The sequence below is a fragment of the Desulfosarcina cetonica JCM 12296 genome (assembly GCF_001311845.1).
Classification (GTDB): Bacteria; Desulfobacterota; Desulfobacteria; order Desulfobacterales; family Desulfosarcinaceae; genus Desulfosarcina; species Desulfosarcina cetonica.
Map to the genome: position 1 here is coordinate 19595 of NZ_BBCC01000032.1, position 26195 is coordinate 45789.

19 protein-coding genes and 1 pseudogene are annotated in these 26195 nt (G+C 59.4%); 13 read left to right on the top strand and 7 right to left on the bottom strand.

What is annotated here, in order from left to right:
• Positions 1 to 80 precede the first annotated feature (80 nt).
• The 7 genes from pstC (at position 81) to JCM12296_RS09855 (ending at position 6175) form a co-directional block, all read left to right on the top strand.
• Positions 81 to 971, top strand: a complete 891-nt coding sequence (gene pstC, locus JCM12296_RS09830; RefSeq protein WP_054692062.1) for a phosphate ABC transporter permease subunit PstC — start codon at positions 81 to 83, stop codon at positions 969 to 971.
• Positions 968 to 1951: a phosphate ABC transporter permease PstA gene (pstA, locus tag JCM12296_RS09835; RefSeq protein WP_246804112.1), complete on the top strand. Its 984-nt coding sequence runs from the start codon at positions 968 to 970 to the stop codon at positions 1949 to 1951. Before pstC ends, pstA begins: the two co-directional genes overlap by 4 nt.
• Before the next feature lie 100 nt (positions 1952 to 2051).
• On the top strand, positions 2052 to 2813 hold the full coding sequence (pstB, locus tag JCM12296_RS09840) for a phosphate ABC transporter ATP-binding protein PstB (RefSeq protein ID WP_054692065.1): 762 nt from the start codon (positions 2052 to 2054) through the stop codon (positions 2811 to 2813).
• Positions 2814 to 2886: 73 nt separating this feature from the next.
• Positions 2887 to 3546, top strand: a complete 660-nt coding sequence (gene phoU / locus JCM12296_RS09845; RefSeq protein WP_306304001.1) for a phosphate signaling complex protein PhoU — start codon at positions 2887 to 2889, stop codon at positions 3544 to 3546.
• Positions 3547 to 3595: 49 nt separating this feature from the next.
• Complete coding sequence (locus JCM12296_RS48995; protein WP_306304004.1) at positions 3596 to 3745, top strand: hypothetical protein; 150 nt, start codon at positions 3596 to 3598, stop codon at positions 3743 to 3745.
• Positions 3682 to 4284, top strand: coding sequence for a response regulator (locus JCM12296_RS09850; protein ID WP_306304002.1), 603 nt, complete (start codon positions 3682 to 3684; stop codon positions 4282 to 4284). The genes JCM12296_RS48995 and JCM12296_RS09850 overlap by 64 nt, the downstream gene beginning before the upstream one ends.
• A 112-nt stretch (positions 4285 to 4396) precedes the next feature.
• Positions 4397 to 6175, top strand: a complete 1779-nt coding sequence (locus JCM12296_RS09855) for a sensor histidine kinase (protein ID WP_172683833.1) — start codon at positions 4397 to 4399, stop codon at positions 6173 to 6175.
• A gap of 34 nt (positions 6176 to 6209) precedes the next feature.
• Here JCM12296_RS09855 and JCM12296_RS09860 read toward each other — a convergent pair whose 3' ends face one another.
• Together JCM12296_RS09860 and JCM12296_RS43975 are read right to left on the bottom strand one after the other, a co-directional pair.
• A complete protein-coding gene (locus JCM12296_RS09860; RefSeq protein WP_246804116.1) occupies positions 6210 to 7268 on the bottom strand; it encodes a glycoside hydrolase family 2 TIM barrel-domain containing protein in 1059 nt (352 codons plus the stop codon).
• Complete coding sequence (locus JCM12296_RS43975) at positions 7202 to 7633, bottom strand: hypothetical protein (protein WP_054692075.1); 432 nt, start codon at positions 7631 to 7633, stop codon at positions 7202 to 7204. The genes JCM12296_RS09860 and JCM12296_RS43975 overlap by 67 nt, the downstream gene beginning before the upstream one ends.
• A 391-nt stretch (positions 7634 to 8024) precedes the next feature.
• Here JCM12296_RS43975 and JCM12296_RS43980 point away from each other — a divergent pair, with 391 nt between their 5' ends.
• Both JCM12296_RS43980 and JCM12296_RS09875 read left to right on the top strand, forming a co-directional pair.
• Positions 8025 to 8783, top strand: a complete 759-nt coding sequence (locus JCM12296_RS43980; RefSeq protein ID WP_246804113.1) for a glycoside hydrolase family 17 protein — start codon at positions 8025 to 8027, stop codon at positions 8781 to 8783.
• Positions 8784 to 8862: 79 nt separating this feature from the next.
• A complete protein-coding gene (locus JCM12296_RS09875; RefSeq protein WP_246804114.1) occupies positions 8863 to 10617 on the top strand; it encodes a glycosyltransferase in 1755 nt (584 codons plus the stop codon).
• 199 nt (positions 10618 to 10816) lie between these two features.
• On the opposite strand, the gene JCM12296_RS09880 is transcribed toward JCM12296_RS09875, so the two are convergent.
• Both JCM12296_RS09880 and JCM12296_RS09885 read right to left on the bottom strand, forming a co-directional pair.
• Positions 10817 to 11458, bottom strand: coding sequence for a DUF2284 domain-containing protein (locus JCM12296_RS09880; RefSeq protein ID WP_054692084.1), 642 nt, complete (start codon positions 11456 to 11458; stop codon positions 10817 to 10819).
• 35 nt (positions 11459 to 11493) lie between these two features.
• Complete coding sequence (locus JCM12296_RS09885; protein WP_054692087.1) at positions 11494 to 11757, bottom strand: Trp family transcriptional regulator; 264 nt, start codon at positions 11755 to 11757, stop codon at positions 11494 to 11496.
• A gap of 176 nt (positions 11758 to 11933) precedes the next feature.
• On the opposite strand from JCM12296_RS09885, the pseudogene JCM12296_RS09890 reads away from it, so the two are divergent.
• A pseudogene (locus tag JCM12296_RS09890) lies at positions 11934 to 13993 on the top strand (NAD(+) synthase).
• Positions 13994 to 14080: 87 nt separating this feature from the next.
• Here JCM12296_RS09890 and JCM12296_RS09895 read toward each other — a convergent pair.
• On the bottom strand, positions 14081 to 16120 hold the full coding sequence (locus tag JCM12296_RS09895; RefSeq protein WP_054692090.1) for a multicopper oxidase family protein: 2040 nt from the start codon (positions 16118 to 16120) through the stop codon (positions 14081 to 14083).
• 556 nt (positions 16121 to 16676) lie between these two features.
• Complete coding sequence (locus tag JCM12296_RS09900) at positions 16677 to 18296, bottom strand: multiheme c-type cytochrome (RefSeq protein ID WP_054692093.1); 1620 nt, start codon at positions 18294 to 18296, stop codon at positions 16677 to 16679.
• 402 nt (positions 18297 to 18698) lie between these two features.
• On the opposite strand from JCM12296_RS09900, the gene JCM12296_RS09905 reads away from it, so the two are divergent.
• Both JCM12296_RS09905 and JCM12296_RS09910 read left to right on the top strand, forming a co-directional pair.
• Complete coding sequence (locus JCM12296_RS09905) at positions 18699 to 19124, top strand: MerR family transcriptional regulator (protein ID WP_054692096.1); 426 nt, start codon at positions 18699 to 18701, stop codon at positions 19122 to 19124.
• A 121-nt stretch (positions 19125 to 19245) separates the two neighbouring features.
• Positions 19246 to 20610 carry a sigma-54-dependent transcriptional regulator gene (locus JCM12296_RS09910; RefSeq protein ID WP_054692099.1) on the top strand — a complete coding sequence of 455 codons (1365 nt, stop codon included), beginning with the start codon at positions 19246 to 19248 and terminating at the stop codon, positions 20608 to 20610.
• Between the two features lie 196 nt (positions 20611 to 20806).
• On the opposite strand, the gene JCM12296_RS09915 is transcribed toward JCM12296_RS09910, so the two are convergent.
• Complete coding sequence (locus JCM12296_RS09915; RefSeq protein WP_157067508.1) at positions 20807 to 21205, bottom strand: PilZ domain-containing protein; 399 nt, start codon at positions 21203 to 21205, stop codon at positions 20807 to 20809.
• A 701-nt stretch (positions 21206 to 21906) separates the two neighbouring features.
• On the opposite strand from JCM12296_RS09915, the gene JCM12296_RS09920 reads away from it, so the two are divergent.
• A partial coding sequence (locus JCM12296_RS09920) for a hypothetical protein (RefSeq protein ID WP_218188035.1) occupies positions 21907 to 26195 on the top strand: 4289 nt, incomplete at its 3' end.

Below are 26195 nucleotides of genomic sequence, written 5' to 3' on the forward strand. Positions count from 1 at the left end.
TCCGCCGGTGCGATGCCGGCGGACTGTGTGCTTTCCCGATGATCTAACGCCTTTTTTTTAACCCACAGGCAGGAATCCCGATGGCCAACCGCCAGACCACCGAACGTACCATGCGGGGGCTCTTTTTCGTGATTGCCACCGCATCCATCGGCATCCTTTTTCTGATCATGCTTTTTCTTTTCAGAGAGGGGCTGCCCATCTTCAAGACTGTTTCGGTCAAAGACTTCATTTTTGGCAAGTACTGGTATCCCACTTCCGATCCGCCCGATTTCGGCATTTTCTCCCTGATCGTCGCATCCGTTGCGGTAACGGCTGTTTCCGGTGCCATGGCCGTCCCCCTGGGCGTGATGACGGCGATCTACCTTTCCGAAATCGCCATGCCGCGGGTGAGTCAGATCGTCAAACCGGTGGTCGAGCTCCTGGCGGCCCTGCCGTCGGTGGTGATCGGATTTTTCGGCATGGTCTTGGTGGCGCCCTTTCTGCAGCGGGTCTTCGATCTTCCCACCGGCCTGAACCTGTTCAACGCATCGCTGATGCTGGCCTTCATGTCCATTCCGACCATCTGCAGTATTTCCGAGGATGCCATCCATAGCGTGCCGGGTGCCTTGCGTGAAGCCTCGGTGGCCTTGGGCGCCACCCAATTGCAGACCATCGTGCGCGTGGTGGTGCCGGCTTCCCTGTCGGGGATCAGCACGGCCGTCATTCTCGGACTCTCGCGCGCCGTCGGCGAAACCATGGTGGTGCTGATGGTTGCCGGTGGTGCCGCCATGCTGCCCGGCTCCCTATTCGATCCGGTGCGACCCATGCCGGCCAGTATCGCCGCCGAAATGGCCGAGGCACCCATCGGCAGTGAGCACTACTACGCCCTGTTCGCCACCGGTATCGTGCTTTTCTTTTTTACCTTGCTCTTCAATATCGTTGCGGACACCATCGCCCACCGCTATGCCCAGGTGGGAGAGGCTTCTTTATGATGAAATCGCTCCCGGTTTCCGATATGACAGAAAAAAACACGGTCGGCGAGACGATCGCCGCGCCGAAGGTACAGGCCGTATCCATGCCAACCGCCCATGACCGCTTTCCGGGGGTCAGCCCGGCCTACGACAGACGCCGCCGGCTGGTCCAAAACATTTTCTTCGGGCTTTTCCGGGGCGCTGCCGCGATCAACGGGATTGCCCTGTTGGTGATTATCTATTTCATGGTGGCCAATGGCTGGCGCGCCATCAGTTGGGACTTTCTCACCCAACCCCCCATGGACTCCATGACCAAAGGCGGGATCCTGCCCTGTATCGTGGGCACCCTCTGTCTGAGCATCGGGGCCATCGTCGTGGCCCTGCCCATTGGCATCGCCTCGGCCATCTACTTGAAGGAGTATGCCCGGCCGGGCAAGGTGGTGCGGCTGATCCGCCTGGGGATCAACAATCTGGCCGGCGTTCCGTCGGTGGTCTTCGGCCTGTTCGGCCTGGCCTTTTTCGTGGTCATTCTCAAAATGGGCGTGAGCATCGCTGCCGGGGCCCTGACCCTGGGGGCCATGTCCCTGCCGGTGATCATCGGTTCCACCGAAGAGGCCCTGAAATCGGTGCCCGACACCTATCGCGAGGCTTCCCTGGGGCTGGGGGCGACCAAGTGGCAGACCATCTGGCGGGTGGTCCTGCCCTCGGCCATGCCGGGCATCCTCACCGGCGCCATCCTGGGCATCAGCCGGGCCGCCGGTGAAACGGCGCCGATCATGTTTACCGGCGCGGTTTTCTTCACCCCCAAACTGCCGACCTCCATTTTCAACGAAGTCATGGCCCTGCCGTACCACATCTACGTTCTGGCCACCGCCGGAACGGCCATCGAGAAGACGCGCCATCTGCAATATGGCACCGCCATCGTGCTGATCGTCCTGGTGCTGGGGATGAATCTCTTGGCCATCATCTGGCGTGCCCGGTTGCGCAAGAAACTGCAATGACTTATGAATTCAGCGTCAGTGCCGTTGAAACGACTTTTCCTCAATCCTCATTTCGGGTAGGATGCATGTGATGAATCATCCTGAACAACAGGAAGCTCCCATGGACACGGAAATAAAGATGTCTGCCCAGGACCTTGACTTCTACTACGGTGAATTCAAGGCTCTGCACAGTATCAACATGAACTTCAGTCCTTGCCAGGTGACCGCCTTGATCGGTCCCTCGGGTTGTGGCAAGAGCACCTTTCTGCGCTGTCTCAACCGCATGAACGACCTGATTCCGATCAGTCGCGTGGAGGGTCGCATTACCCTGGACGGTGAAAATATCTACGCTTCCGATGTGGATGTGGTGATGCTACGGCGCAAGGTGGGCATGGTTTTTCAAAAACCCAACCCCTTTCCCAAATCCATTTTTGACAACGTGGCCTACGGTTTGTGGGTCAACGGCATCAAGGACAAAGTCTTTGTGCAGGAACGGGTCGAGGAGAGTCTCAAACAAGCCGCTATCTGGGATGAGGTCAAGGATCGGTTGCAGGCATCGGCCCTGGGACTTTCCGGTGGTCAGCAGCAGCGTTTGTGCATTGCCCGCGCCCTGGCGGTCAAACCGGAAGTGGTGCTCATGGATGAGCCGGCCTCGGCACTCGATCCCATTGCCACCCAGAAAATCGAGGAGCTCATTCATCAACTCAAGGAGACCTACACGATCATTATCGTCACCCACAACATGCAGCAGGCTGCGCGAGTTTCCGACGTGACGGCGTTTTTCTACATGGGCAAGCTGATCGAAGCCGGCGAGACCGACTTGATTTTTACCCGACCCAAGAAAAAGCAGACCGAAGATTACATTACCGGCCGTTTCGGTTGATCAACGGAACATTTGCACGCGCTCTTCGGGGCAGCGCGGGAACACCCCTTATTTACAAAAGGATATTCAGGTGGTGAAACATTTTCAAAGAGAACTGGATAAAGTCAAAAAAATGATCCTGACCCTGGGGGCGTTGGTCGAGCAGGGCGTGCATCGCATCAAGACCGCCATCGAAGAACGCGACATGACCTTGGCCAAGGAGATCATTCACAACGACCATCAGGTTGACGAGATGGAAGTGGAAATCGAGGAGGAGTGCCTCAAGATTATTGCGTTGCACCAGCCCGTGGCCGCCGATCTGCGGTTTTTGATTGCCGTGGTCAAGATCAACAACGACCTGGAACGGATTGGCGACCAGGTGGTCAACATCGCCCAGCGGGTGCTTCACATCGCCAAACGACCGGTGGCGCCCTACCAATTTGACTACTCGGTGATGGCTGAAAAAGCCGAGAGCATGTTGCGCATGAGCCTGGATAGCCTGGTGAATCAGGATCTCGACCTGGCCATCAAGGTGCTGCACCTGGACGACGAGGTGGACAAGCTCAAGAACGAGGCCTACGACCGCATCAAGCAGGCCATGGCCGACGGGGCCAGCGAAGATATCGGCTACATGATCAACCTGCTGCTCATCTCGCGGCATATCGAGCGGCTGGCCGACCATGCCACCAATATCGCCGAAGAGGTGATTTACATGATCGAGGGTGAGATCGTCCGTCACGGAAAGTTCGATTGACGGGCTGGCGATCCTTCCAATTACCATTTTGCATACGGACCGTGGTCCCATGAAAAAAGAAAAAATTCTGGTGGTGGACGACGAAGAGGACATCCTCGAACTGGTCCGCTATAATCTGGCCCGTGAGGCTACGCGGTGGCTTGCGCGGCTTCCGGGGAGGAGGCCCTTAAGGCGGCCGAATCCGAAGCAGTGGATCTGATCGTTCTCGACCTGATGTTACCCGGCATCGACGGCCTGGAGGTGGCCCGGCGACTGCGCCAGAACCCCGCCACCAAAGAGACGCCCATCGTCATGCTGACGGCCAAGGGTGAAGAGGCCGATGTGGTCGCCGGACTGGAATTGGGGGCCGACGATTATGTGACCAAACCTTTTTCCCCCCGCATTCTGATCGCACGCATGCGGGCGGTTATCCGCCGGCGCAGCGGAATCGGCGAGAGCGACGGTGAGGTCCTGCAAGTCCGGGAACTCTCCATCCATCCGGGGCGCCGCCATGTAACGGCCAATGGAAAATCGTTGGATCTCACCTATACCGAGTTCCAGGTGCTCTATTTTCTGGCCCGGCGGCCAGGTTGGGTCTTTACCCGTACCCAGATCGTCGACGCGGTTCGCGGTGATGACTATCCGGTGACCGATCGTAGCGTGGATGTCCAAATCGTGGGCTTGAGAAGGAAGCTGGGCCCCTTGGGATGCTATATCGAGACGGTGCGCGGGGTGGGATACCGGTTTATCGAAACCTGAGAGACTTTTCAAACCGCCTCTGAGAAAATATTTGCTTTTCCGCTGCCAGTGGGTTGCGCCATTTTTCCAGGCAAGCCTGCCCTTTGACAACCCTTGATCGATGCCCATGAATATGAAAAAACGTCTCATCTATAAGCTTTTCCCCTCTTATCTGGTGATCACCCTGCTATCCCTTTTTGCGGTCAGCTGGTATGCGCTCAGCTTTACGCGGCAGTTTTACCTGGAGCGTACCCGGGCCGACCTGGAGGTCAGCGGGCGGATGCTGGAGAAGCAGGTGCGTCACCTGCTGGTCCCGCTGGACGCCGCGGCCCTCGACCAACTGTGCAAGGATGTTGCCGGAGAAACGGTTACCCGGGTGACCGTGATCCTGCCCGATGGCCGCGTGGTTGCGGACTCCGACGAATCCCCGGACAACATGGCCAATCACCTGGATCGCGAGGAGATCCGGGATGCCTTCCGGGGAAATGTGGGCATGCGCATCCGTTACAGTGACACCCTGCAGCGCAACATGATGTATGTGGCCATGCCGCTGTATGTCGGTGAGAAACTGGCCGGCGTGCTGCGCACCTCCATTCCGGTGACCGCCATCGACGAGCGTATCGGGTCGATTCGCTTCCGCATCGCCATCGGCGCCCTTTTGGTGGCGCTAATGGCTTCGGTGGTGAGCTGGTATGTGTCCAAACGGATCACCGCGCCGATCGAGCGCATGCGCGAAGGCGCCCGGCATTTTGCCGAGGGCGACTTGGCCCATCGGCTGCTCCTTCCCCAGACGCGGGAGTTTTCCGGCCTGGCCGAAACCATGAACCAGATGGCCGTGCAGCTTCAGCAGCGCCTGGAAGAGATCACCAATCAACGCAGGACCACCGAAGCCGTACTTTCCAGCATGCGCGAAGGCGTTATCGCCACGGATTTGGACCAACGGGTGATCAGCATCAACCCGGCCGCCGCCAGAATGTTCAATGCGTCCATGCCGGCGGTCACCGGCCGTAGCGTTTTGGAGGTGATCCGCAACCACGATTTCCAGACCTTGATGGATCGCTGTCTGGCAACCGGTGAGACGCTGGAGGGCGATATCGTCTACCACCAGAACGGGGAGCGGACCATCAACGTGGTCTTGACGCCGCTCATGGATGTGGCGTCCAAGCGGATCGGCGGGTTGGTGGTGATCAACGATGTGTCCCAATTGCGACGACTGGAAAACATGCGTCGGGATTTTGCCGCCTCGGTGTCCCACGAGATCAAGACGCCCCTGACCGCCATCAAGGGCTTTGTGGAGACCCTGTCTACCGGGACCCTGGAGGATCGCGAGGAGACCCGGCGTTTTCTCGATATCATCGAAAAACATGTCAACCGTCTGGCGGCCATCATCGAAGAACTGATGCAACTGTCGCGGATCGAACGCGACGACGAAATCCAGCAGATCGGCATGGAGCACTGCCGTATTGCCGATGTCCTCAACACGGCCATCCATCTTTGTAAGGAGGCCAGCCAGGAGAAAGGGATCGCGGTCCGCCTTTCGTGCGAGGCGGATTTGAGCGGCTATTTCGATGCCACCCTTTTGGAGCAGGCGGCGGTCAACCTGCTTGACAATGCCATCAAGTACAGCCCCGAAGACAGCGTGATTCTCATTGAGGCGCTAAAGAGCACGGGCGAGATCGAGATCCGCTTCAAAGACCAGGGCATCGGGATCGCCAAAAAGCATCTGTCCCGCCTTTTCGAGCGGTTCTACCGGGTGGACAAGGCGCGCAGCCGCAAGCTCGGGGGAACCGGCCTGGGGCTTGCCATCGTCAAGCACATCGCCCAGGCCCACGGCGGCACGATTACCGTGGAGAGCGAGCTGGAACGGGGCAGCACCTTCACCCTGCACCTTCCCCTAAGTGACGCGACGTGATCCCGATATCTGTCGCAATGACCGATCGACAGGGTCAACTGTTCCCGGTTGTAGAATGGCGGTTTTCAGCCTTGAGCGTGTGTGACGGGCTCACCGCAAAGGGAACGTTGGCCGTCCCCACATGTCCGTTTTCATCCAGCACATAGACAAACAGACGATATTCCCCGGATTGCGCGGGGGCGCTGAGTTCGAGCATGGGCCGCTTCCCGTCGGTGATGTTTTCAAGCACGTCGGGACGCGGTTCATACGATCCGCCCCTGCCGAGCACCGACGGTTCCGTCATCAATTCCCAGACATAGCGCAGGTTGTCATTATCGGGGTCTGCGGCCGCCACCCGGGCGACGAACGCTTCTCCCGGCATGAGCGTGATATCACTATCCGCCGTGGTATCGTTGATGGTCATGGCCGCCACAAAGGGTGCCCGATTGGCCGGCCACAGACCGGACCAGTTGAAGTGCATGGCGTCGACCGTGGGGCAGGCGACGGCAAGCGGGTCGTCACCGGGCAGATTTTCGATGAACATGCTGTACCAGGTGGGGGTGCGCTCCTGTTTCTGGCCCCACAGGAAGACGTAGGAACCGATGCAGCGGTCACGGTTGCTTAAAATATTTTCCCGGTAGCGTTTGATATGATATTCGACCTTTTTTGCACTGGCCGGTTCGATGGGCCGTCCCCAATCGGTCCGCCTGACCTCCCAGTGGCCGTTCACCCCCCATTCGGTGACGATATAGGGGCCTTGGTAGGCGGTTGTATCGATCATGGCACGGACATCGGAAAGGGTGCCGTAGGCATTGATGCCGACGGCGTCCAGGGTCGGGGCGTAGGCGGCGATGTTTTCCAGTGCCTGGCGGCCAGAGGCGATGACACTGATCACCGGATGATGGGGATCCCGGCGTTTGATCAATTGGGCCAGTTCATCGACAAACCGCCAGGCCTCGGGGGTATCGGCGCCCTGCAGATTGATCTCGTTGCCCAGGGCCCACATGAGCAGTGCCGGATGGTTGCGGTGCGCCGCCAGCAGCCGGCTCAGGTCGTCCCGTTTGCGTTGCCGGTAGGCCGGATCCCGGTAATCCGAGGATCGTGGGAAAGCCAGATGCCCACCATGACGGTCATGTCCAGCCCCTGGGCACGATCCAGGATACTGCCGGCTTGCCGTGCGTTCCAGGTGCGGATCGAATTGGCGCCGGCATCGGCGGCCATGGCCAAATGTTTTTGGCCGCCGATGCCTTTGATGTAGTAGGGCTCGCCGGCGCGATAGAGCTGAAACCCGGCTTCCTCGCAGCGGATGGATACGGGAACGGCCGTGGTGCCTGCCGCCGCGATGTCGGCCGGCTGCATTCCGCGTGACGGCAGGAGTCCGGAATCCGACCCGAAACACGGGGCGGCGGCCCGTCCGAAAATGAACAGGGTTAAGGCCAGCGTTACAAAAAGACGTTGTTTTTTAGGGGCAAGGTGCATAAAGATCATCCCTGAACCTCGCGACAATGAGGTCGTCATGGAACCTGTGTTCGTTCCGGTTTACCGATTCACCGAGCTGGGAGCGAACCGCTCTCGGCTTGCTCAAGAGGGTTATCGATCATCGTTCGAAGGACTTGAGGGACGTATCGACGGGTGCTGGCTTGCCGGGCGAGGCTCGGATGCAGGTTGGGTGGAATATTGAGGAGGTTGGATTGAACGATGCCTTTCGGGTCGCGCCGTCAGGTGCGCCCTGCTGCGCGGATTGCGCCCCCATGGCTTCTGGGCGCGATCACCGTTTCGTGATGACGGCAGATCTCTTGCGGATTCAGGATGCAGGCGGGTTTTTCGGAGGATTTTGGCGGTTGTCGGCAAGGCGTGAGGTGCGGCAGGCATGAAAGTATCCAGCGTCGTGATTGCGCTGGCCATCGCCATCCTGGCGGTCAGCATCTGGGGCTTTGCCAACCGTCCGGAGGTCGAACCCCCCTGGCCGGAGCGCATCCAGGGATTTTCGTTTTCACCCTTCCACGAGGGTCAAAGCCCGCTGAAAAAAGTCTATCCCACCGAGAAGCAGATCGATTCCGATCTGGCCCTGTTGGAGGGAAAGACCCACGCCATTCGTACCTACACCATTGAGGACAAGCTGATCCGAATCCCCGAGATGGCCAAGGCGCACAACCTGAACGTGGCCTTCGGCATCTGGTTGGATGACAACAAAGAGCACAACAAGACCGAGATGAAGCGGTTTTTGCAGACCGCCGTCAGGAACAGCAACATCGTTCGGGTGATGGTGGGCAACGAAGTCCTGCTGCGTGAGGAATTGACCGTCGAGGAACTGGCCGTCTACCTGGACCAGGCCCGCAAGGCCCTCAATATCCCCGTGAGTACGGCCGAACCCTGGCATGTCTGGGCCGAGTATCCGGAATTGATCGCGCACGTCGACTACATCGCCGTGCAGATGCTGCCCTATTGGGAGGGTAAACTTGTCGACGACGCCGTCGGTACGTGGTCGACAGGGTCAATCTGCTCAAGTCGCTCTATCCGGATAAACCCATCGTCATTTCCGAGGTGGGCTGGCCGAGCAACGGACGCACCCGGCAGTTGGCCGTGGCCTCGACGGCCAATGAGGCGGTCTTCCTGCGGCGCTTTCTGAAAAAAGCCCAGGAGGAAAAGTACATCTACTATATCATGGAGCCTTCGACCAGCCCTGGAAGCGGGATACCGAAGGCGCCGTGGGCGCCTATTGGGGCGTCTACGACGTGTCGCGCCATGAGAAGTTCCCCTTCACCCAGCCCATCGTGCCGATTGCCAACTGGACCACCCTGGCCGGCCTGTCGGTCTTTATCGCCGTGATCACCTTCGCCATCCTGCTGATCGACAGCCAGACCCTGGGCGACCGGGGCCGCGGCTTTCTGGCCGTGCTGGTTTTCGCCGCCATCTCGGGAGCGGTTTGGGTCATTTATGACTATGTTCAGCAGTACATGACCGTGGGAACGGTGATCGTGGGGCTGGTGATGTTCAGCGGCATGATCGGCGTGATTGTGGTGTTGTTGACCGAGGCGCACGAATGGGCCGAGGCGCGTTGGATCATCCGGCTGCGAAGACCCTTCCAGCCGGTGTCCCTGACCGATGACCGGCTGCCCATGGTTTCCATTCATGTGCCGGCGTACAACGAACCGCCGGAAATGCTCATCGAAACCCTGGACGCACTGGCCGCCCTGGATTATCCTCGCTTCGAGGTGCTCCTGGTGGACAACAATACCCGCGATCCGCGGGTATGGAAGCCCGTGGCCGAGCACTGCCGTCGCCTGGGGCCGCGCTTCCGCTTTTTCCATATCCGGCCCCTGGCCGGCTTCAAGGCCGGGGCGCTGAACTTCGCCCTTTCCCGGACCCACAACGCCGCCGAGATCATCGCCGTGATCGACAGCGATTACGCGGTGACCCCCAACTGGCTGCGGGAGCTGGTGCCCCAATTCAAGGAGCCCAAGATCGGTATCGTCCAGGCCCCCCAGGATTATCGCGATGGGAGCGTGAATGCCTTCAAGGCGATGTGCTACGCCGAATACCGGGGCTTCTTTTTCATCGGCATGGTGACGCGCAACGAGCGCAACGCCATTATTCAGCACGGCACCATGACCCTGATCCGCGCCGCATTGCTCAGGCAGATCGATGGCTGGAGCGAGTGGTCCATCACCGAGGACGCCGAACTGGGCCTGCGGATCTTCGAACAAGGGTATTATGCCGCCTATCTTCCCCGCTCCTACGGGCGCGGGCTGATGCCCGATACCTTCATCGATTACAAGAAGCAGCGCTACCGCTGGGCCTATGGGGCCATGCAGATCCTGCGTCGGCACATGGGCTTTTTGACCGGTAGCGAAAAAAGCCACTTGCGCAACGGGCAACGGTACCACTTCATTGCCGGCTGGCTGCCCTGGCTGGCTGACGGCGCCAATCTTTTTTTCAACATGGCGGCCCTGTTGTGGTCGGTGGCCATGATCATCGATCCCCTGAAGTTCGATCCGCCGCTGGTGATTTTTTCGATTCTGCCGCTTTCCCTGTTCGCCTTCAAGATCGGCAAGATGCTCTACCTCTATCGAACCCGCGTGAAAGCCACCATCGCCCAAACGATCGCGTCTGCCGTGGCGGGCCTGGCCCTTTCCCACACCATTGCCAGGGCGGTCCTGTCGGGCCTTTTGACCGATAACAAGCCGTTTTTCCGGACGCCCAAAATGGCCACCGCCTCGATATTGAAACAATCCATCGCCGCCTCGCTGGAGGAGATCTTCCTCTTGGCCGCCATGCTCAGCGTGGCCACGGTCATTGCCGTGCGACAGCCCATGGATACCCTGGATATGAAACTGTGGGTGATCGTGCTGGTAACCCAGTCGCTGCCTTACGCGGCAACGCTGCTGGTGGCCGTGGTCAGCGGCTTTCCCCGTTTGAAGGGCCGTTTCATGCATTGGCAATCGAAACAGGATCTCGCCTGATCCAACTTTTAACTGAGCATCGATATTGAAATCGCCAAATGACTGGCTATCGTATAAAAAGCTGGCGGAGTCTTTTCCTCCATGGAGCGTCAAAGGACGTGGAACACCCTTAGACACGGCTGCGGGTTCCTACAAAGACCGCCCGGTCTTCCCGCAAGCCATCGGCTTCGCCAGCTTTTTTTTCAACTCATTTCCCCTTTCAGACGGCGTCATCAACAGACCAACACCAACCCGGCGATGGCGGATGTGTCCTCGGCCCCATCCGTGCCGGAGGGCTGACGCGAGAGCATCCCACGGTTTCCATCAATTGAAAAACGTTGATGCCGAATCCGCTCATGGAGGGCCGGGCCACATTCGGGTGACGGCAGGGTTTGCCGTCCTGGACGACATCACAAGTGGGGACATCCGCGCAGAACAGCTCCTTGCAGGAGCCGCCGGCAAAGGCCCGGGCATGCGCGCAGCCCCACTCGACGGCTGCCTTCTCGATGCGGGCGGCGATGTGGTGCAGCTGTCTGAAATGCGCCGGCCGCTGCGAACCGGTCATGGCTTGGATGGGGAGATCGATCTTGAAAAAGATGCCCCAGTGAAAACCGGCCAGCAACGCTCTGAACCATGGCGGGCCGCCGACGTGGGGCGGGCAGCTGGCCGCGCTCCCGAAATTGGGGCACCCGGGGGGGGCGCACAAAGCGGCCAGATGGTCCTCCACCACGATTGACCGGCAGTCGATGGGGATCGCGGTGCTGGCCCCCAGGCTAACGGCCAGACGGACCAGGTCGTCCAGGAGGGCTTGGGTCTCTTCCGGCGGACAATTGGCGGCCTCGCTGCTGGGAACGGGCTTCATGGGCAAATATCCTCACGTCTGCTTATGGGCGGCCTTCAACCCGTCGAGCACTTTTTTAGGTAGCTGCCCCGGGTTTTAAGGATTTTCGACCCGCGGGTGATCTTGCAGAGGCTGATCTTGTGCTCGGCGGCGATTTTGCGCTGGGGCTTGCCGGCATAAAGATCCTTGAGCAACTGCCAGCGCAGGGTGAGGGTGCTGATTTCGCTGGGGGTGAAGATCTCCTGAAACAGCTCTTCCATCTCCCGGTGGTCGGTGGTGCGGGCAAAGATTTCGATGAGTTCGCGGGTTGTGGGGTCCATAGGGTGGATTGCTTGGGCCGAAAGTCCGGATTTCGTTTTCAACCCTGTGACGTTATAAGGAAAAAGGGCTTGCTTTTCGACAGCCCGAACATATAGTCTTTTCCCCTGAGATGCCAAGAAACATAAAGAACTTCCGGAGGAAAGGAAAGGAAAAAAACGGACACAAGCGAGGTGAGATGAAACCTGAATTCCATTCCTTGTACACCCACGGCTTCATCCGTGCGGCGGTCTGCATTCCCCATCTCAAGGTGGCCGATCCGGCTTACAACGTGGCCCGCACCATCGGGCTGGCCCGAAAGGCGTCGGCGATGAAAGCCGCCCTGGCGCTTTTTCCCGAATTGGGGCTCTCGGCCTACTCCAACGAGGATCTCTTTCATCAGGATGCCCTGTTGGCGGCCGTTCGCGATGCGATCCGCCATTTTTTGATGGAAAGTCGGCAACTGACCCCGGTGCTGGTTGTCGGCGCGCCGCTGCGCTGTGAAGGCCGCTTGTTCAACTGTGCCCTGGTGATTTACCGGGGCCGGCTGTTGGGCGTCGTGCCCAAGACGTATATTCCCAATTACCGGGAGTTCTACGAGAAGCGTCAGTTCGCCTCGGCCCGCGATGCCGTCGCCACGGAGATTTCCCTTTTGGGGCGGACGGTGCCTTTTGGTAACGATCTGATTTTCGCGGCGTCGACACTTCCGGATTTCATCCTGCACGCCGAAATCTGCGAGGACGTCTGGACGCCCATCCCGCCCAGCACCTACGCGGCCATGGCCGGAGCGACGGTTTTGCTCAACCTGTCGGCCAGCAACATCATCATCGGCAAGGCCGACTACCGCCGCAAGCTCTGCGCGGTGCGCTCGGGCAGCTGCATCGCCGCCTACCTCTATTCGGCGGCCGGCCAGGGGGAGTCGACCACCGATCTGGCCTGGGACGGCCATGCGCTGATTTTCGAAAACGATGAATGCCTGGCCGAGTCGGACCGTTTCGCGGCCGAAGAACAGATCATCAGCGCCGACATCGACCTGCAGCGCATCGTCCAGGAACGCATGCGCATGACCAGTTTCCATGATGCGGCCGGTGATCATCGGGAGCGGGTCGGCCGCCTGCGCCGGGTCGATTTTGAATTTGAGGTGCCGGCCGGCCCCGTTCCCCTGGCGCGCCAGATCGAACGCTTTCCCTTTGTTCCGGCGGACGCGGCCCTGTTGGACGAGCGCTGCTACGAGGCCTACAACATTCAGGTGCACGGCCTGGCCAAGCGGCTGGCCAGTTCGGGAATTCGCAAACTGGTCATCGGCGTCTCGGGTGGCCTGGATTCCACCCAGCGCTCATCGTGGCGGCCAAGACCATGGATCGCCTGGGGTTGCCGCGCACCCAGATTCTCGGCTTTACCATGCCGGGGTTCGCCACCAGCGACCGGACCCACAAAAACGCCCTCGGCCTCATGCAGGCCCTTGGGGTCACCGCCGGCGAGATCGACATTCGCCCCACCAGCCTGCAGATGCTCAAGAATATCGGCCATCCGTATACCGACGGACAGCCGCTGTATGACATCACCTTCGAGAACGTGCAGGCCGGCGACCGCACCTCGCACCTCTTTCGGCTGGCCAACCACCATGACGCCCTGGTGCTGGGCACGGGAGACCTGAGCGAGCTGGCCCTGGGCTGGTCGACCTATGGCGTTGGGGATCACATGTCCCACTACAATGTCAATGCTTCGGTGCCCAAGACGCTGATCCAGCACTTGATCCGCTGGGTGATCCAGACCCGCCAGTTCGATGGGCCCACCGGCGCGATCCTGCAATCCATCGTGGATACCGAGATTTCCCCAGAGCTGATCCCCGGCGACGGCGCGGACGCGGACAAGCCCGCCCAGCGCACCGAGGAGAAGATCGGTCCCTACGCCCTGCAGGATTTCAATCTTTTCTACACCAGCCGTTTCGGCTTCCGGCCGAGCAAGATCGCCTTTCTGGCCCTTTGCGCCTGGGGCGATGTCCACCGTGGCCGCTGGCCCCAGTCGATGCCGCCGGAAAAACGCACGGCCTACGACCTGCCGGTCATCAAGCGTTGGCTGGCGCTTTTCCTGCACCGTTTTTTCACCATCAGCCAATTCAAGCGTACCTGCGTTCCCAACAGCCCCAAGGTCGGTTCGGGCGGATCGTTGTCGCCGCGCGGTGACTGGCGGGCGCCTAGCGATGCGGCGGCCACGGTTTGGCTGGACGAATTGAAGGCCAACGTGCCGGACGCCTAAACCGGTTCGGTTCAAAACGATGCGAATGACCAGGTGCCGCTGAACGGCGGCACCCGGCATTTGCTTGTCTCGATTTCGACTACGGTGTCAGGCGCCCGGCCCGACGTGCAGAACGCGCATCATTTCGTGGTCTTCGTGGGAGAGGATGTGGCAGTGCCAGACGTATCGGCCGGGTTTGTCAAAGGTTGCCTTGATCCGGGTCACCTGTCCAGGCAAGGCGGTCACCATGTCTTTGGGGCAGTTCTCGACATACCCTTGCCCGGGGTCGACCGCTAGCTCGCCGATTTGGATATTCTCCAATCGAAATCCCACCCCGATATCGCCGTTGTGTTGAACCACGGGTTGATCGATCACATCGGCAGTATATTCATAACGATCCAACACCTGAAAGTTGACCAGGTGCAAGTGGACCGGATGGGCGTCTCCCGTGGCATTGTAGATTTCCCAGATTTCGGTTGAATTCAGCGCCGGGTTCTCGGTGGTGGGTTCATGCCAGGCTACCGATCCATTGATCTGCAGGCCTTTCAGTGGTCCCATGGTGTGATAAACGGGGTTGCCCAGATAGTCCGTGGCCGGCTCGGCCGTTCCCAACAGCGGCTGCAATCGGCCGAATTCATCCATGCCTTCGAAAAGGGCGACTTTGCGCGTTCGGTCCACGGTGTTGCCATTGCCGCCATAGTGGCTGATCGCCAATGGATCGAATTCATCCGGCACGCCCGCATTAAGCGGCTTGACCACGTCGAACGCCATGATGCGGTCGGTCTGGCGACCGGGAAAAAAATCCTCCGGTTCCAGTGCATCGCCATAATCACCGCCAAAGGGAGCGTCGCCGCCGATGTTTTCCATAATGACCCGACTGCCTGCCGGCACCGTGGAAAAATCAAACACGATATCATATCGGCTGCCCGGTTCGAACACCAGGGTGTCGGTCGGTGTTGCCGCTGCCGCCAGGCCCTGGTCGCTGCCGATCACATAAAAAGGCAGGGGGCCGCTGGCACCTTCGAGGGTTGTGGCGGTCGGCGCGGCGGCCACGCGAAAACGTACCACCATGAACCGGCTGTCCGTGCCGTTGAGCAGGCGCAGGCGGTAGTTGCGGGGTTCCACATTTTCTTTGGGCCAGATTTTGCCGTTGACGACCATGTGATCGCCGAAAAATTCGGCCAATGCCGTCGGCCCGCCACCGGGGAAAAGATCTTCAGGCAGGTTGACGCCCTGCTCCGTAATGAATTCGCCATAAAAGGGATCTCCTGGAAAGGCCGGATAGAAAAGTGCCCCCTGGTCGGTGAACATCCGGTCCTGAACCGCATAGGCCAATTCGTACGGAAACGCCGGTAGCCCCAGCGGGTTTCCCGGCATGCCGGTATCCATGTCGTCCCGAATGAAGTAGAAGCCGGCCAGACCGGCGTAAACGTTCAGCCGGGTGAGACCCAGCGCATGGTCGTGGTACCAGAGATTGCCCGCCGGAACCTCGTTGTTGTAGCGGAAGGTGTTGGTGAAACCGCCTTCCACGAAATCCCACTGGGGGCCCTTGACCCTTCCATCGGGGCTGTAAAAGAATTCGGGATTCCCGTCGAATTGAAAATCGCTGTTGCCGCCGTGAAGGTGCGTGATGATGGGAACGCCGTCTTTTGCGATGCTGAATTGCCGGTAGTCGATGCCGTTGCGCGAACTCATGCCAGATAGCGCGTAGCACCAATGCAGGCTGGTATCAACGGGAAGCAAATGCTTTTTCCCCTGGAGTTCGTTGGCCCAACGGACCACCGTTTCGGCATTTCCACCCAATGACGGGTTCATGACCTGAATGGTTTGGCCCGGCCAGGAGATGGTCTCTTTGCCATATCCCCAAATCCGGGTTTGCAGTTTTTTCCCATTCTTTGGGTTGATCAGCCCGGTTTCCTGAACCGCTTCCTTCAACCGAAGCGAAAAATTCGGCTTTTGGACAGGGCCGCCGTTTTCATTGAGGTCCCTGAACAAAAAGCCTGGGTCGAGCGCATTGGGCGCCAGTTCCACAAACTTGGGCTGGGCCGCCGGATCACTTAGACCGGGAATGAATGCTTGTGCCTGGGCTGCCGGAATAAACCGCCAGGGCAGAGCCATCCCGGCACCGGCAAGAAGGCCGGCCTTCAAAACCTGCCGCCTCGTCAACGATGGGTCGATGATTCTGTTTTTTTCTCTTTCATGGCTGCTCTCCTTCCGTTGCTTGATGTCTGATCGGGGGGCGGACACTTGGTTAGAAAGTTACAATAAATGCGCCAAGGGTATAATTATTTGATATTAAAAAGGATTGCGTTTCTGTGGGGCTGGGAGGCAAGGCTGCCTGACGGAATGGGTGTCCGGATTAATGCAAATTGAATGTGTGGCTTCGAATATTTATAAATCTTTCAGTTGGCTGTTGGCGATTAGCGCATTTTGAAGCATGTCAAAATGGTATGAATCCCCAACGCAACGGTTTTTCGAACTGCATTTTTCGCCGGGTGATCGGGAATGTCTTGAATGCTTGAAGTGATGCGGGGTTCACCCGCGGTGTGCTGCCTCGATGATGGACAGCGGGGCGAAACCGTTGTGGGGTTGCGGGGCGGTGGTCGGAGAGAAGGCCAGACCGGTGGGCGGTGCAACCGCCCACCGGTCGGGGATTTTTACTGCTCAACCATTACACATTTTAGCACGGATCGAATCGTTTAAGCTAATCCTCAACGCTGACACCATTCATGGCCAGGCCGCGTTCGGGTCTGGAAAAGGTGTGGCAATTGCTACAGTCGAACTTCTTGTCCGTGACGTGCTTCTCATGGATCACGGAAAAGCGCTTGTTTTCCTTGGTGCCGTGGCACTGGCTGCATACGCTTGAGCGGTCGGCCTTGAGGCCGTAGCCCAGTTCACCCTGCAGATCCATGCGATCGATACTGCCGTGACAATCCGTGCATGACAGGGCCTTTGTTGCCGGGCTGACACCGTGGTTGAGCAACTGGTAGGTGTCGGTGAGCACCCACTCGTAAGGCGTGTCTGCCGGGTACCCCATATTGACGAGCCCTTCCTCGATGGCCGTTGCGACGTTGCCGCTGGCCTTCAGGTACTCGAAGGTATCCAGGGCGATCAAACGGTTGTCGGCCACGGTTTTGGGCTGCATGGCGGTCTTGTATTTAAATGGATAGAGCTTTCCGCCGGTCACGTCGCCAAGGGGCGTCGAGGTCGGCCAGGTATCGGCATCCGCGTTGTATGTCCGGCCAGCATCGTCGCCTAATAGGGTATTGTCGCTTTGGCGGTTCCAGAATCGATACGTGGGGGTCAGGTCGGCCAGTTTCTCCGTCAACGGATGGCCGGGCAGGGCAGATGCATCCGCCACGCTGCCGTCGTGATGGTAGCGCCAGTCACGGTAGGTTTCCGTGGCCACTTTGGCATACACCGGCACGTGGCAGGTCTGACAGGCCACCCGGGCCACATGGTCGTTGATTTTGGCGATGTCATGCCCCTCCCGGCCGCTTTTATCGGCGTGGCAGGTGAGGCAGCTCACCTCCGATCCGCGTGAGGGATCGTCCGTCGGCCGCAAATCCGATCCCTTGCCGATCACCTTGTGCTGGTTGAAGACGTGGCAGGACTGGCAGGCCAGGTTGGCACCGGCGCTGTTCATGTGAACATCGAAATTGGCATCGGTGTTGGTGATCGTCGCCAGGGAGAGGTCACCGCGTTTGACCGCGTCGCCGCCGCCGGCCTTGGCATGACAGGAGAGGCAGTTGGCCCGGTTGGGGCGCTGGACATTTTGCACCAGGCTGTCGTCCGGCTGCGCCACGCCCATGCTGCCGTCCGGCAGACGGGTGCGCTGGCTGGCATAGTTGTCATTATGGCACACCAGGCAATCGACGTTTTGCCCATCGGTTGCCGCCTCGTCCGGCCGCTGGCCGCGACCCACATGGCAGGTTCCGCAAACCGGCCAGTCACCCGCGATGTTGATGCAGTAGCTGTTGACCGCGTTGGTCAATTTGCCCTGGCGCACGCTCGTCTGGTTGACCATGTCCGGGGTTTCACCCATCCATTGATAATGGGTGGTCTGCATCATCTCCTGGGCCTGTTCGGCGTGGCACGAAAGGCAGTTGCCCGGATAGGCCGCATAGGTCAGGTTGGCATGGGGATCGTCCGCGTTGCTTGAACCCCCATCCCCGCCCGTATCCGTGGACCGGCCGGGCCGCCCCGAATTCACACGGCCATCGCGCCAGGCGGGAACCGCCCAGGTGTTGGTCGCCATCAGACACAGGCTGACCAGGATTGAGAGCACGACGGCGCTTTTTCTTTTTCTGACGTTTCCTACCATTAGATCATCTCCCAAAGTAAATTCGCGTCAACACCGCCATTTTTTAACGCTGGCGGCCCGATACCGTTGCCTTCCTATCGGCAGGGGTATATCTATACTTTATTTCTTCTATACAAAATAAGTACCATATAAATACCCGTTTCTTCCAAAGGGCGCCACTTGAAGGCGGATTGCGCTCTAACTGCTTGTTGGCAAAGGGTAATGAAATTTTTCGGAGGGGTGGGGAGCGGTGATGGGGACGGTCACTGGGGGCGCGTGCCTTGATCGGGGTATGCGAAAGTTCAATTCGTGCACACCAAAAGTGCAAGAATTTGTGAACCGTTTTCATTCATGTTATAGCAGGCGAAACGCCGATTGGCGTCATTGCCCCATCCCAAACCACAAATTTGGATAAGCCAAACGATGGATCTTGAACGCCAGCCTGAAATCACCTACCGGATCAACGACGTCGCCCAACGGGTGGGATTGTCGCACAAGCGCATCCGCGAATACGAAGAAAACGGGCTCATCCGCCCCATCCGGGAGCCGAGGACCAACAACCGTCGCTACACGGAGGCCGATATCCGCCAGATCCAGCGGGTCAAGGCGTTGATCCATGAGCATGGGTTTACCATTGCCTGCCTGAAATATTTTCTCTCGGCAGCACCTTGTTGGATTATTTTCGATTGCAAGCAAAAGGCCGCCTGCCCGACCTATGGCAACGCCCACCAGCCCTGTTACGTGGTGGTTGCCCAAGCCGCGCTGCGGGACGGGGTGAAAAGATGCCGGCAATGCCCCATCTATCTGAACCGGGATCAACGCATGACCGCTCTTTTGGAAAAACCGTGACGCGTATCCGTTTTTGACATCGAGAAAAACGACCGGAATGCCGATATTCATCTAACCGTTTCAGTGGCGCAAACAGAAGAAGGCGGGAACAAAATAGGAACCCTTCGGAGCAAGCCTTGCCATGGAAAGCCGCATAGTTGTTGTTGACGATGAAGTCGATTTTCTGGACAGCGTCCGCCGGGGGTTGATTACTTCCGGATACAAGAATATCAGCCTGGAGCCGGACCCGGTGATGATTGTCCAGGCCCTTGAAGCCGGGGCGGAGTACGATGTGGCCCTGATCGATATCACCATGCCGCACATGTCCGGCATCGACCTGCTCGAACACTTCAAGGAACAGAGCCCGCAGACGGAGTGCATCATGGTCACCGCCATCGACGAAGCCCGGGTGGCGGTGGAGTGCCTGCGCAAGGGCGCCTACGACTATCTGGTCAAGCCCATTTCAAAAGAGGATCTGGTGCTTTCGTTGTCGCGGGCCCTGGAGCGCAAGCGGCTGGTGGATATTCTGGACATGAGCAAACGCACGGAAGTGCCGAGCCTCAAACGGCCGGCGGCCTTTTCCGAGATTGTCACCGGCGACACGGCCATGTTTAGAATCCTCAAGGAGGCGGAGTTGCACGCCCTGAGCAACGTGCCGATTCTGATCAGCGGTGAAACCGGAACGGGCAAGGAACTGCTCGCCCGGGCCGTTCATCGGGCCAGCACCCGCAGCGAAAAGGTCTATACCCCCGTCAATATGGATGCCCTGGACAGCAACCTTTTCACCGCCGAGTTTTTCGGCCATGTCAAGGGGGCGTTTACCGGAGCCCAGGCCAACCGTGCCGGCTATCTGGAAGAGACCCATCGCGGAACGCTTTTTCTGGACGAGATCGGCAACCTATCCGTCGAACTGCAAGGCAAATTGCTGCGCGTTCTCCAGGAGGGGGAGTTTATCAAGATTGGTTCCAGTCGGCCGCAGCAGGTGGACGTGCGCTTTATTGCCGCCACCAATGCCGACCTTGAGAAATTGATCGCCCAGAAGCGTTTCCGCAAGGACCTGTTTTACCGCCTGCGGGGCGGGTGGCTGCATCTGCCCCCGTTGCGTGAGCGCCGGGATGACATTCCCCTTTTGGCCGATCACTTTATGCGGTCGTTCGCGCCGCAGGCCAAATCAACGTCCCTAACCCCCGACGCCCTTGCGTTGTTCCTCAACTATGCCTGGCCGGGCAATATCCGTGAACTGAAATCGGTGATCCAGTCAGCCCTCAACCTTAGCCAGGGGGAGCCCCTTGCACCCGTTCATCTGCCGGCCCATCTGATCCAGAAAAGCTCGCCACGCAAACCCGCGATCGCCGACAATGGCCCTTTGGCGCTGAGCGAGGTCGAGAAACGACATATCCTGGCGGTTTACCATCAGGCGGATCAAAACAAATCCGAGACCGCCCGCCTGTTGGAAATCAGCCTCAGCACCCTTCGGCGAAAGCTGGAAAGTTACGGCGTCGACTAAGGCTGGCGGAAATAAATAATTCCCCCAGATCGCGCCGGATTTGGGTTCGTCTACAAGGCGCCGCCACCGGTGCATATCGGGAATATGTGCCGGTGGCGGCAACGCGGTAGACGAGCACAAAGACAAGCAGGACGGTGGAATTATTTCTTTCCGCCAGCCTAACTGTGACGGATTCGGAAAAAGCCCGATATCGGCGTTACGTGCATCCTTTTTCTTTGCAACTGGGGACCGAACCTTCCTGGAAATGGTTGATGATGGTCGTCAGGGATCGTTTCTGTTGGTCGTCCAGCCCGAGGAAGCGCAGCCCCCGTAGTCGAATCGTTCCTCCACTGAAGGTTCTGTTTTCCGCCAAGGTGAGAATGTCATAAACGGTTTTACACTTCATCCGGGGGAGATAGAGCTGCGTGGGAAGCATCGCGATGAGATCGATCATCTCTGTCCTGAAAGGTGCGTTGGCTTCGGGTACGTACTCCAACTTCAGCCCGCCCATACTGATGTCCTTGACGGAAAACTTCTTGCGACCGGCGACCACAACGGTTTTTACCGCTTCCCAGCGGCTGGCGTAGCGTTTGTCTTTTCGTCGTTCCTTGCGCATGCGGATCCTCTTTCGGCCATGAAGATGGACGCGCCATCGGGTTTTCTCGATTTCGATGGTTCGGATAGGGCTCGGGCAACTGTCCGACAAGGTTCCGTGGGTGGTGGCCAAATTGGTCTGGGGAACCAACGAAATAGGTAAGGTTCGTTGCTAGTGAAAAAGCAAATGTCGTGCCTATGACGCATTATTTTTTTATGATTTCAATGGGATGAATTGTGCCCGCATTGGGCTGAGGCATCAACTAAAATATAGCCGATCCCGCCAAAAGGCCATCGCGGACGCTTGGACTCCTTGCCATGACCGATATGCATGGGACGGCCACCTGTACCGTTATCGGGTATGTCAAAACCGGTCGATTGTTTTTAACTTGTTGAATAGAAGGGGTATTTATTTCTGGCTGTGTCATTTTGAAATAGCCCCGGGAGCAACGCCCGCCTTCCCCTGCTTTCCCGCCTGAATTTTGACGGTTTTATAATTATCCATAATTAAAGTGTTTATTCTCTTTCTTGGCGCCGGCCCGGCGCTGGCACACTCCTTGAGTTACCAAACGGTAATAATTCCATTGGCAAGGCGTGATTTTTTACCGCCTTGCGGTTCAAACGCTTCACACCAACTCAGACTACCAAGGGATCATTCGGCGTTACCGGCAACCTGGAGTCTCACCGAACGACCGATTCCCTGAGTAACCAAAGGAGGCTTCCATGGGCGAAATCAACAAGCAACAACCGGGTATGCGGGCAAGGTTGAGTCGTTACGGGTTGCTCGCATTTGTTTTGTGTGTCGGCTTGGCACTAGGCACGACCGCCGGTGCGGCGAACCTGCAGGGGCTGAACGTGATCGGCGTTGCCGCGGACGGCACCGAAACCCCCGTTACCGATTATCGCTGGCTGGTGGAGAAGGACCTTACCTACCATGTCGGCTTCAATGGTTCGGGAAACCCGGCGAGTGTCCCCGGCAGCCCCGGATTCGATCCCAACTGGGAAAACACCCTATCGGTCAGCTTTTACCGGACCTATATGCCCTTGGAAGGCAAGGGGTGCGTGAACATGCCGGCCGCGGCGGCCTGTGCGGACGTACCGGCTGCGGGGCCGGCGCTGGATCCCAACCAGTACTACTTCGTCTCCGTTCTGCCCCGGTCGGGCTATACCATTGGCGGCGTGGGGTTCAAAACGGACGCTAGCGGCGCCATCCCGGCGACAACCGTCTATGTCCACCGGACACCGCTGCCCACGGCCCAGATTTCGGTGTTCGTCTTTCCCGACACCCATCCGGTCAACGGTGCCCCGGACACGCCCTCCGAAGACCCGGCCGAGAACGGAATCGATATGAGCGGCTTTAAGATCATCCTCGAGGATGGGGGCGGTCGTTATGGCGCGGCCGCCGGGACGATGTCCACCGACGTTTACGGTAATCCCCTGGGGACGACCTACACCCAGGACACCAACGGCAACATGATTGTCGACCAGATCGGGCAGGGTATCGTCACCGGCCCCGACGGCTGGGCGCACATCTACAACCTGGCCCAGGGCAAATACGGCATCCAGGCCGTTCCGCCGGATGGATCGGGATGGGTTCAGACATCGACCATCGAGGGTACCAAGATCATCGATGCCTGGGTCAAGCCCAACGAGCCGGCGTTCTTCGCCGAGTTCGGGCCCCCGGGACCGCATGTCTTCATCGGCTTCGTCAAGGAGGATACCACCACCCCGGGCGGGGACGCGACCCTTTCGGGCCAGGTGGTGAACCTGCACATGTCGCGGCCGCCGGATTACGCCTTTTACAACGGCGCGCCCTTCGGCCACACCACGCCCTGGGTGGGGCTCAACGACGGCACGGGTGAGCTGATCTATGCGGCCCCCACCATTGATGGAAATTTCGAGATTCCGGGCCTCCCCGACGGTAACTACCAACTCGTGGTCTGGGACTCGGCCCTCGACCTGATCATCTCGACCACGGCGATCAACATTGCCGGCGGTCAATGCGACACGCCCAGCGGATCGTGCAACCTGGGCGAGGTGCCGGTCTTCCAGTGGTTCCACCGTCAGGAACACTTTGTCTTCAACGATGATGGTGGAATTTTCGGCCCCGACTCCCCCCAGGCCGCCAATGGTGTCTGGGACGAGGGCGAGAGCCCGCTGCCGGATGTGCCGCTGAACCTGCGCTGGCGCGACGGCTCGATCTACCAGACCAATGTCACCGACTTCGAGGGCGCCTTCGCCTTCGACGAGGTCTTCCCCTTCTTCTCATGGCTGGTGGCCGAAACCGGCTTCACGCGGCTCCAGGCGACCGGTGTGACCGTCACCGTGGACAACGGCGGTCCCATTGACCCGGCCGATCCCTGGTCCTTCGGCGGCCAGCTCAATCCCCAGGATCAGACCAATCCGGCCTTCGGTCCGGGAAGTGAATACACGAAGTATCGTTCCGAAACCGGACCGGTCCTGCTTGAGGCCTTCCAGGGTTTCATCGGCCAGACCAACGTCTTCCAGTGGGGCAAGCGCCACTACCCCGATGGTGAGAATGGCGGCATCACCGGCATCGTCTTTTACGATGTGACCCGGGACGTCAACAATCCCGAACTGTCCGCCGGCCAAGTCTGGGAGCCGGGTATCCCCGGCGTAACGGTCAACCTTTACGCCGCCGACGGCACCACCCTGATCAATTCGACCACCACCGACAGCTGGGACGCCGCGATTCCCACCGACTGCAAGTACGGCGACGAGACCGGGCCCTTCATCTTCTCACCGGATGGCGTGAATACCTATCCCAGGGATTGCTACGACGGCTTGCGCAACTTCAACCAGGTGCGTCCCGGCGTGTTTGACGGCGGCTATGCCTTTAGTGCGTACTACCCCGGTGGCATCACCGTCGACCCCGATGGCACCATCATCCCCAATGTGGCTGGCGAGACGCCGGTAACGCTGGTTCCCGGCGATTACGTGGTCGAGGTCATTCCGCCCATGGGCTACGAAATCACCAAGTGGGAAGACAAAAACGTCGATTTCGGCGATCGTTATCAACCACCGACGCCGGCCCTTCTGCCGCCGGCGTGTGTCGGTACGGCCACCCCGGTGCCCCAGTATCTGACCCTCTACCCGGACGATCAGGTCGAGGTGGTGGGCTGGACCCCGGGAATGACCGCCCCCCTGTGCGACAAGAAACAGGTCACCCTCTCCGCCGGTGCCAATGCGGCGGCGGATTTCTTCCTCTTCACCGAGGTGCCCATCGCGGCCCACGGTGTCGGATTCATTCTCGACGATACCCAAAACGAGTTCGACCCCAACGCGCCCAACTTCGGCGAGAAGTACGCGCCGCCCTTCATGCCGGTCTCCATCCGCGACTGGACGGGCCGGGAGATCGGACGCACCTATTCCGACCAGTACGGTCTGTACAACTTCCTGGTGCCGTCGACGGCAACCAAGAACGTCCCGTCGCCCAGCGGCGTATCGCCCAACATGCTGACCGCCTGCATGAACGACGCCACCCTGCCGGATGGCACCCTGGATCCGCAGCACAACCCGATCTACAGTCAGTTCTGCTACACCCTGCAGTATATGCCGGGCGTCTATACCTACCTCGATACGCCGGTGATCCCGGTGGGCGCCTTTGCCGGCCCGGATCGCAACCCGGTGGACTGCGAATTTCCCGACGCGACGCCGCGCATCGCCAGCGTCACCGTAGGGACCAACGGCGTCGGCGGTGGACCCTACATCCCGCTGCAGAACAACGGACGGGTGGCCGGAAACCAGACGCTGACGATTACCTCCCTGGGGACCGTCGCCGTACCGAATCCCGACTACTGCAACCCCTTGGGCGGAACCTGCCCGGCGGGCGCCGACACGACGAACAAGACAATCCCGCGTGATTTCGGCTTTGGTCCGGCAGGGTCGCTCAGCCTCGGCGACATACCGGTGAGCGTGACCGCGTGGAGCGATACACAGATCCTCGCCACCGTGGCCAACAACACCGATGCCGGGGTCGGCGGGCGTCAGCTCACCATCACCCGGGCCGACGGCGGCACGACCAGCACCGGCCTCACGGTGCAGTTCGGACTGCGCGGCAGCGGTGGCAACCAGGGGCATGTGGTCCAGGTGACCGGAAATATTCAGGCGGCCATCGATGCGGCCGCACCCAACGACCTCTTACTGGTCAACCCCGGTATCTACAATGAGATGGTGATCATGTGGAAGCCGGTCCAGCTCCAGGGCTGGGGCGAGAGCTCGACCAAGATCAATGCCCTCAAACAGCCGGCCGAGAAGTTGGTCGCCTGGCGGGCCCTGACCGAGCAGCTGGTCAACAACGCCGATATTACCTTGTTGCCCGGGCAGGAGGTGGGCTTCGGCGGCATCGAGCCGGTAACCCTGTTCAACGAGGAAGGTGCCGGGATTCTGGTGCTGGCCAGTGACATCGGCGGCAACCGTTTCGGCCTCTCCCGGAACCGGGGCGCCCGCATCGACGGGTTCACCATCACCGGTGCCGATACCGGCGGCGGCATCATCGCCAATGGGTACGCCGATTACCTCGAAATTTCCAACAACCGGGTCGCCAACAACAGCGGCACCTTTGGCGGTGGCATCCGCGTGGGCCATCCCCGGCTGATCAATGCGGCCCAGGATGGCTACGAGGACGGCATGAACGACTACATCCGGATCCACAACAACCAGGTCAACCAGAACGGTTCCCTGGATGGTGCCGGTGCCGGGATCGCCATGGGTGCCGGATCCGATTCCTACCAGGTGACCGATAACTGGGTGTGCGGCAATTTTACTACCGGTGAAGGCGGCGGTATCGGCCACATCGGTCTGAGCCGCGAGGCTGCCAACAACGCACCGGTTCCGCTGATCGCGCGCAACCGCGTACTGTTCAACGAGGTCTTCAACCAAGGCCCCGGGGACTTCTCCGGCGGCGGCCTCTTCATCGGCGGTGCGGCACCGCTGGCGGCCGGCAGCCTGAGTCCCGGAGCCGGCAATGTGCGCGTGGACGCCAACCTGAT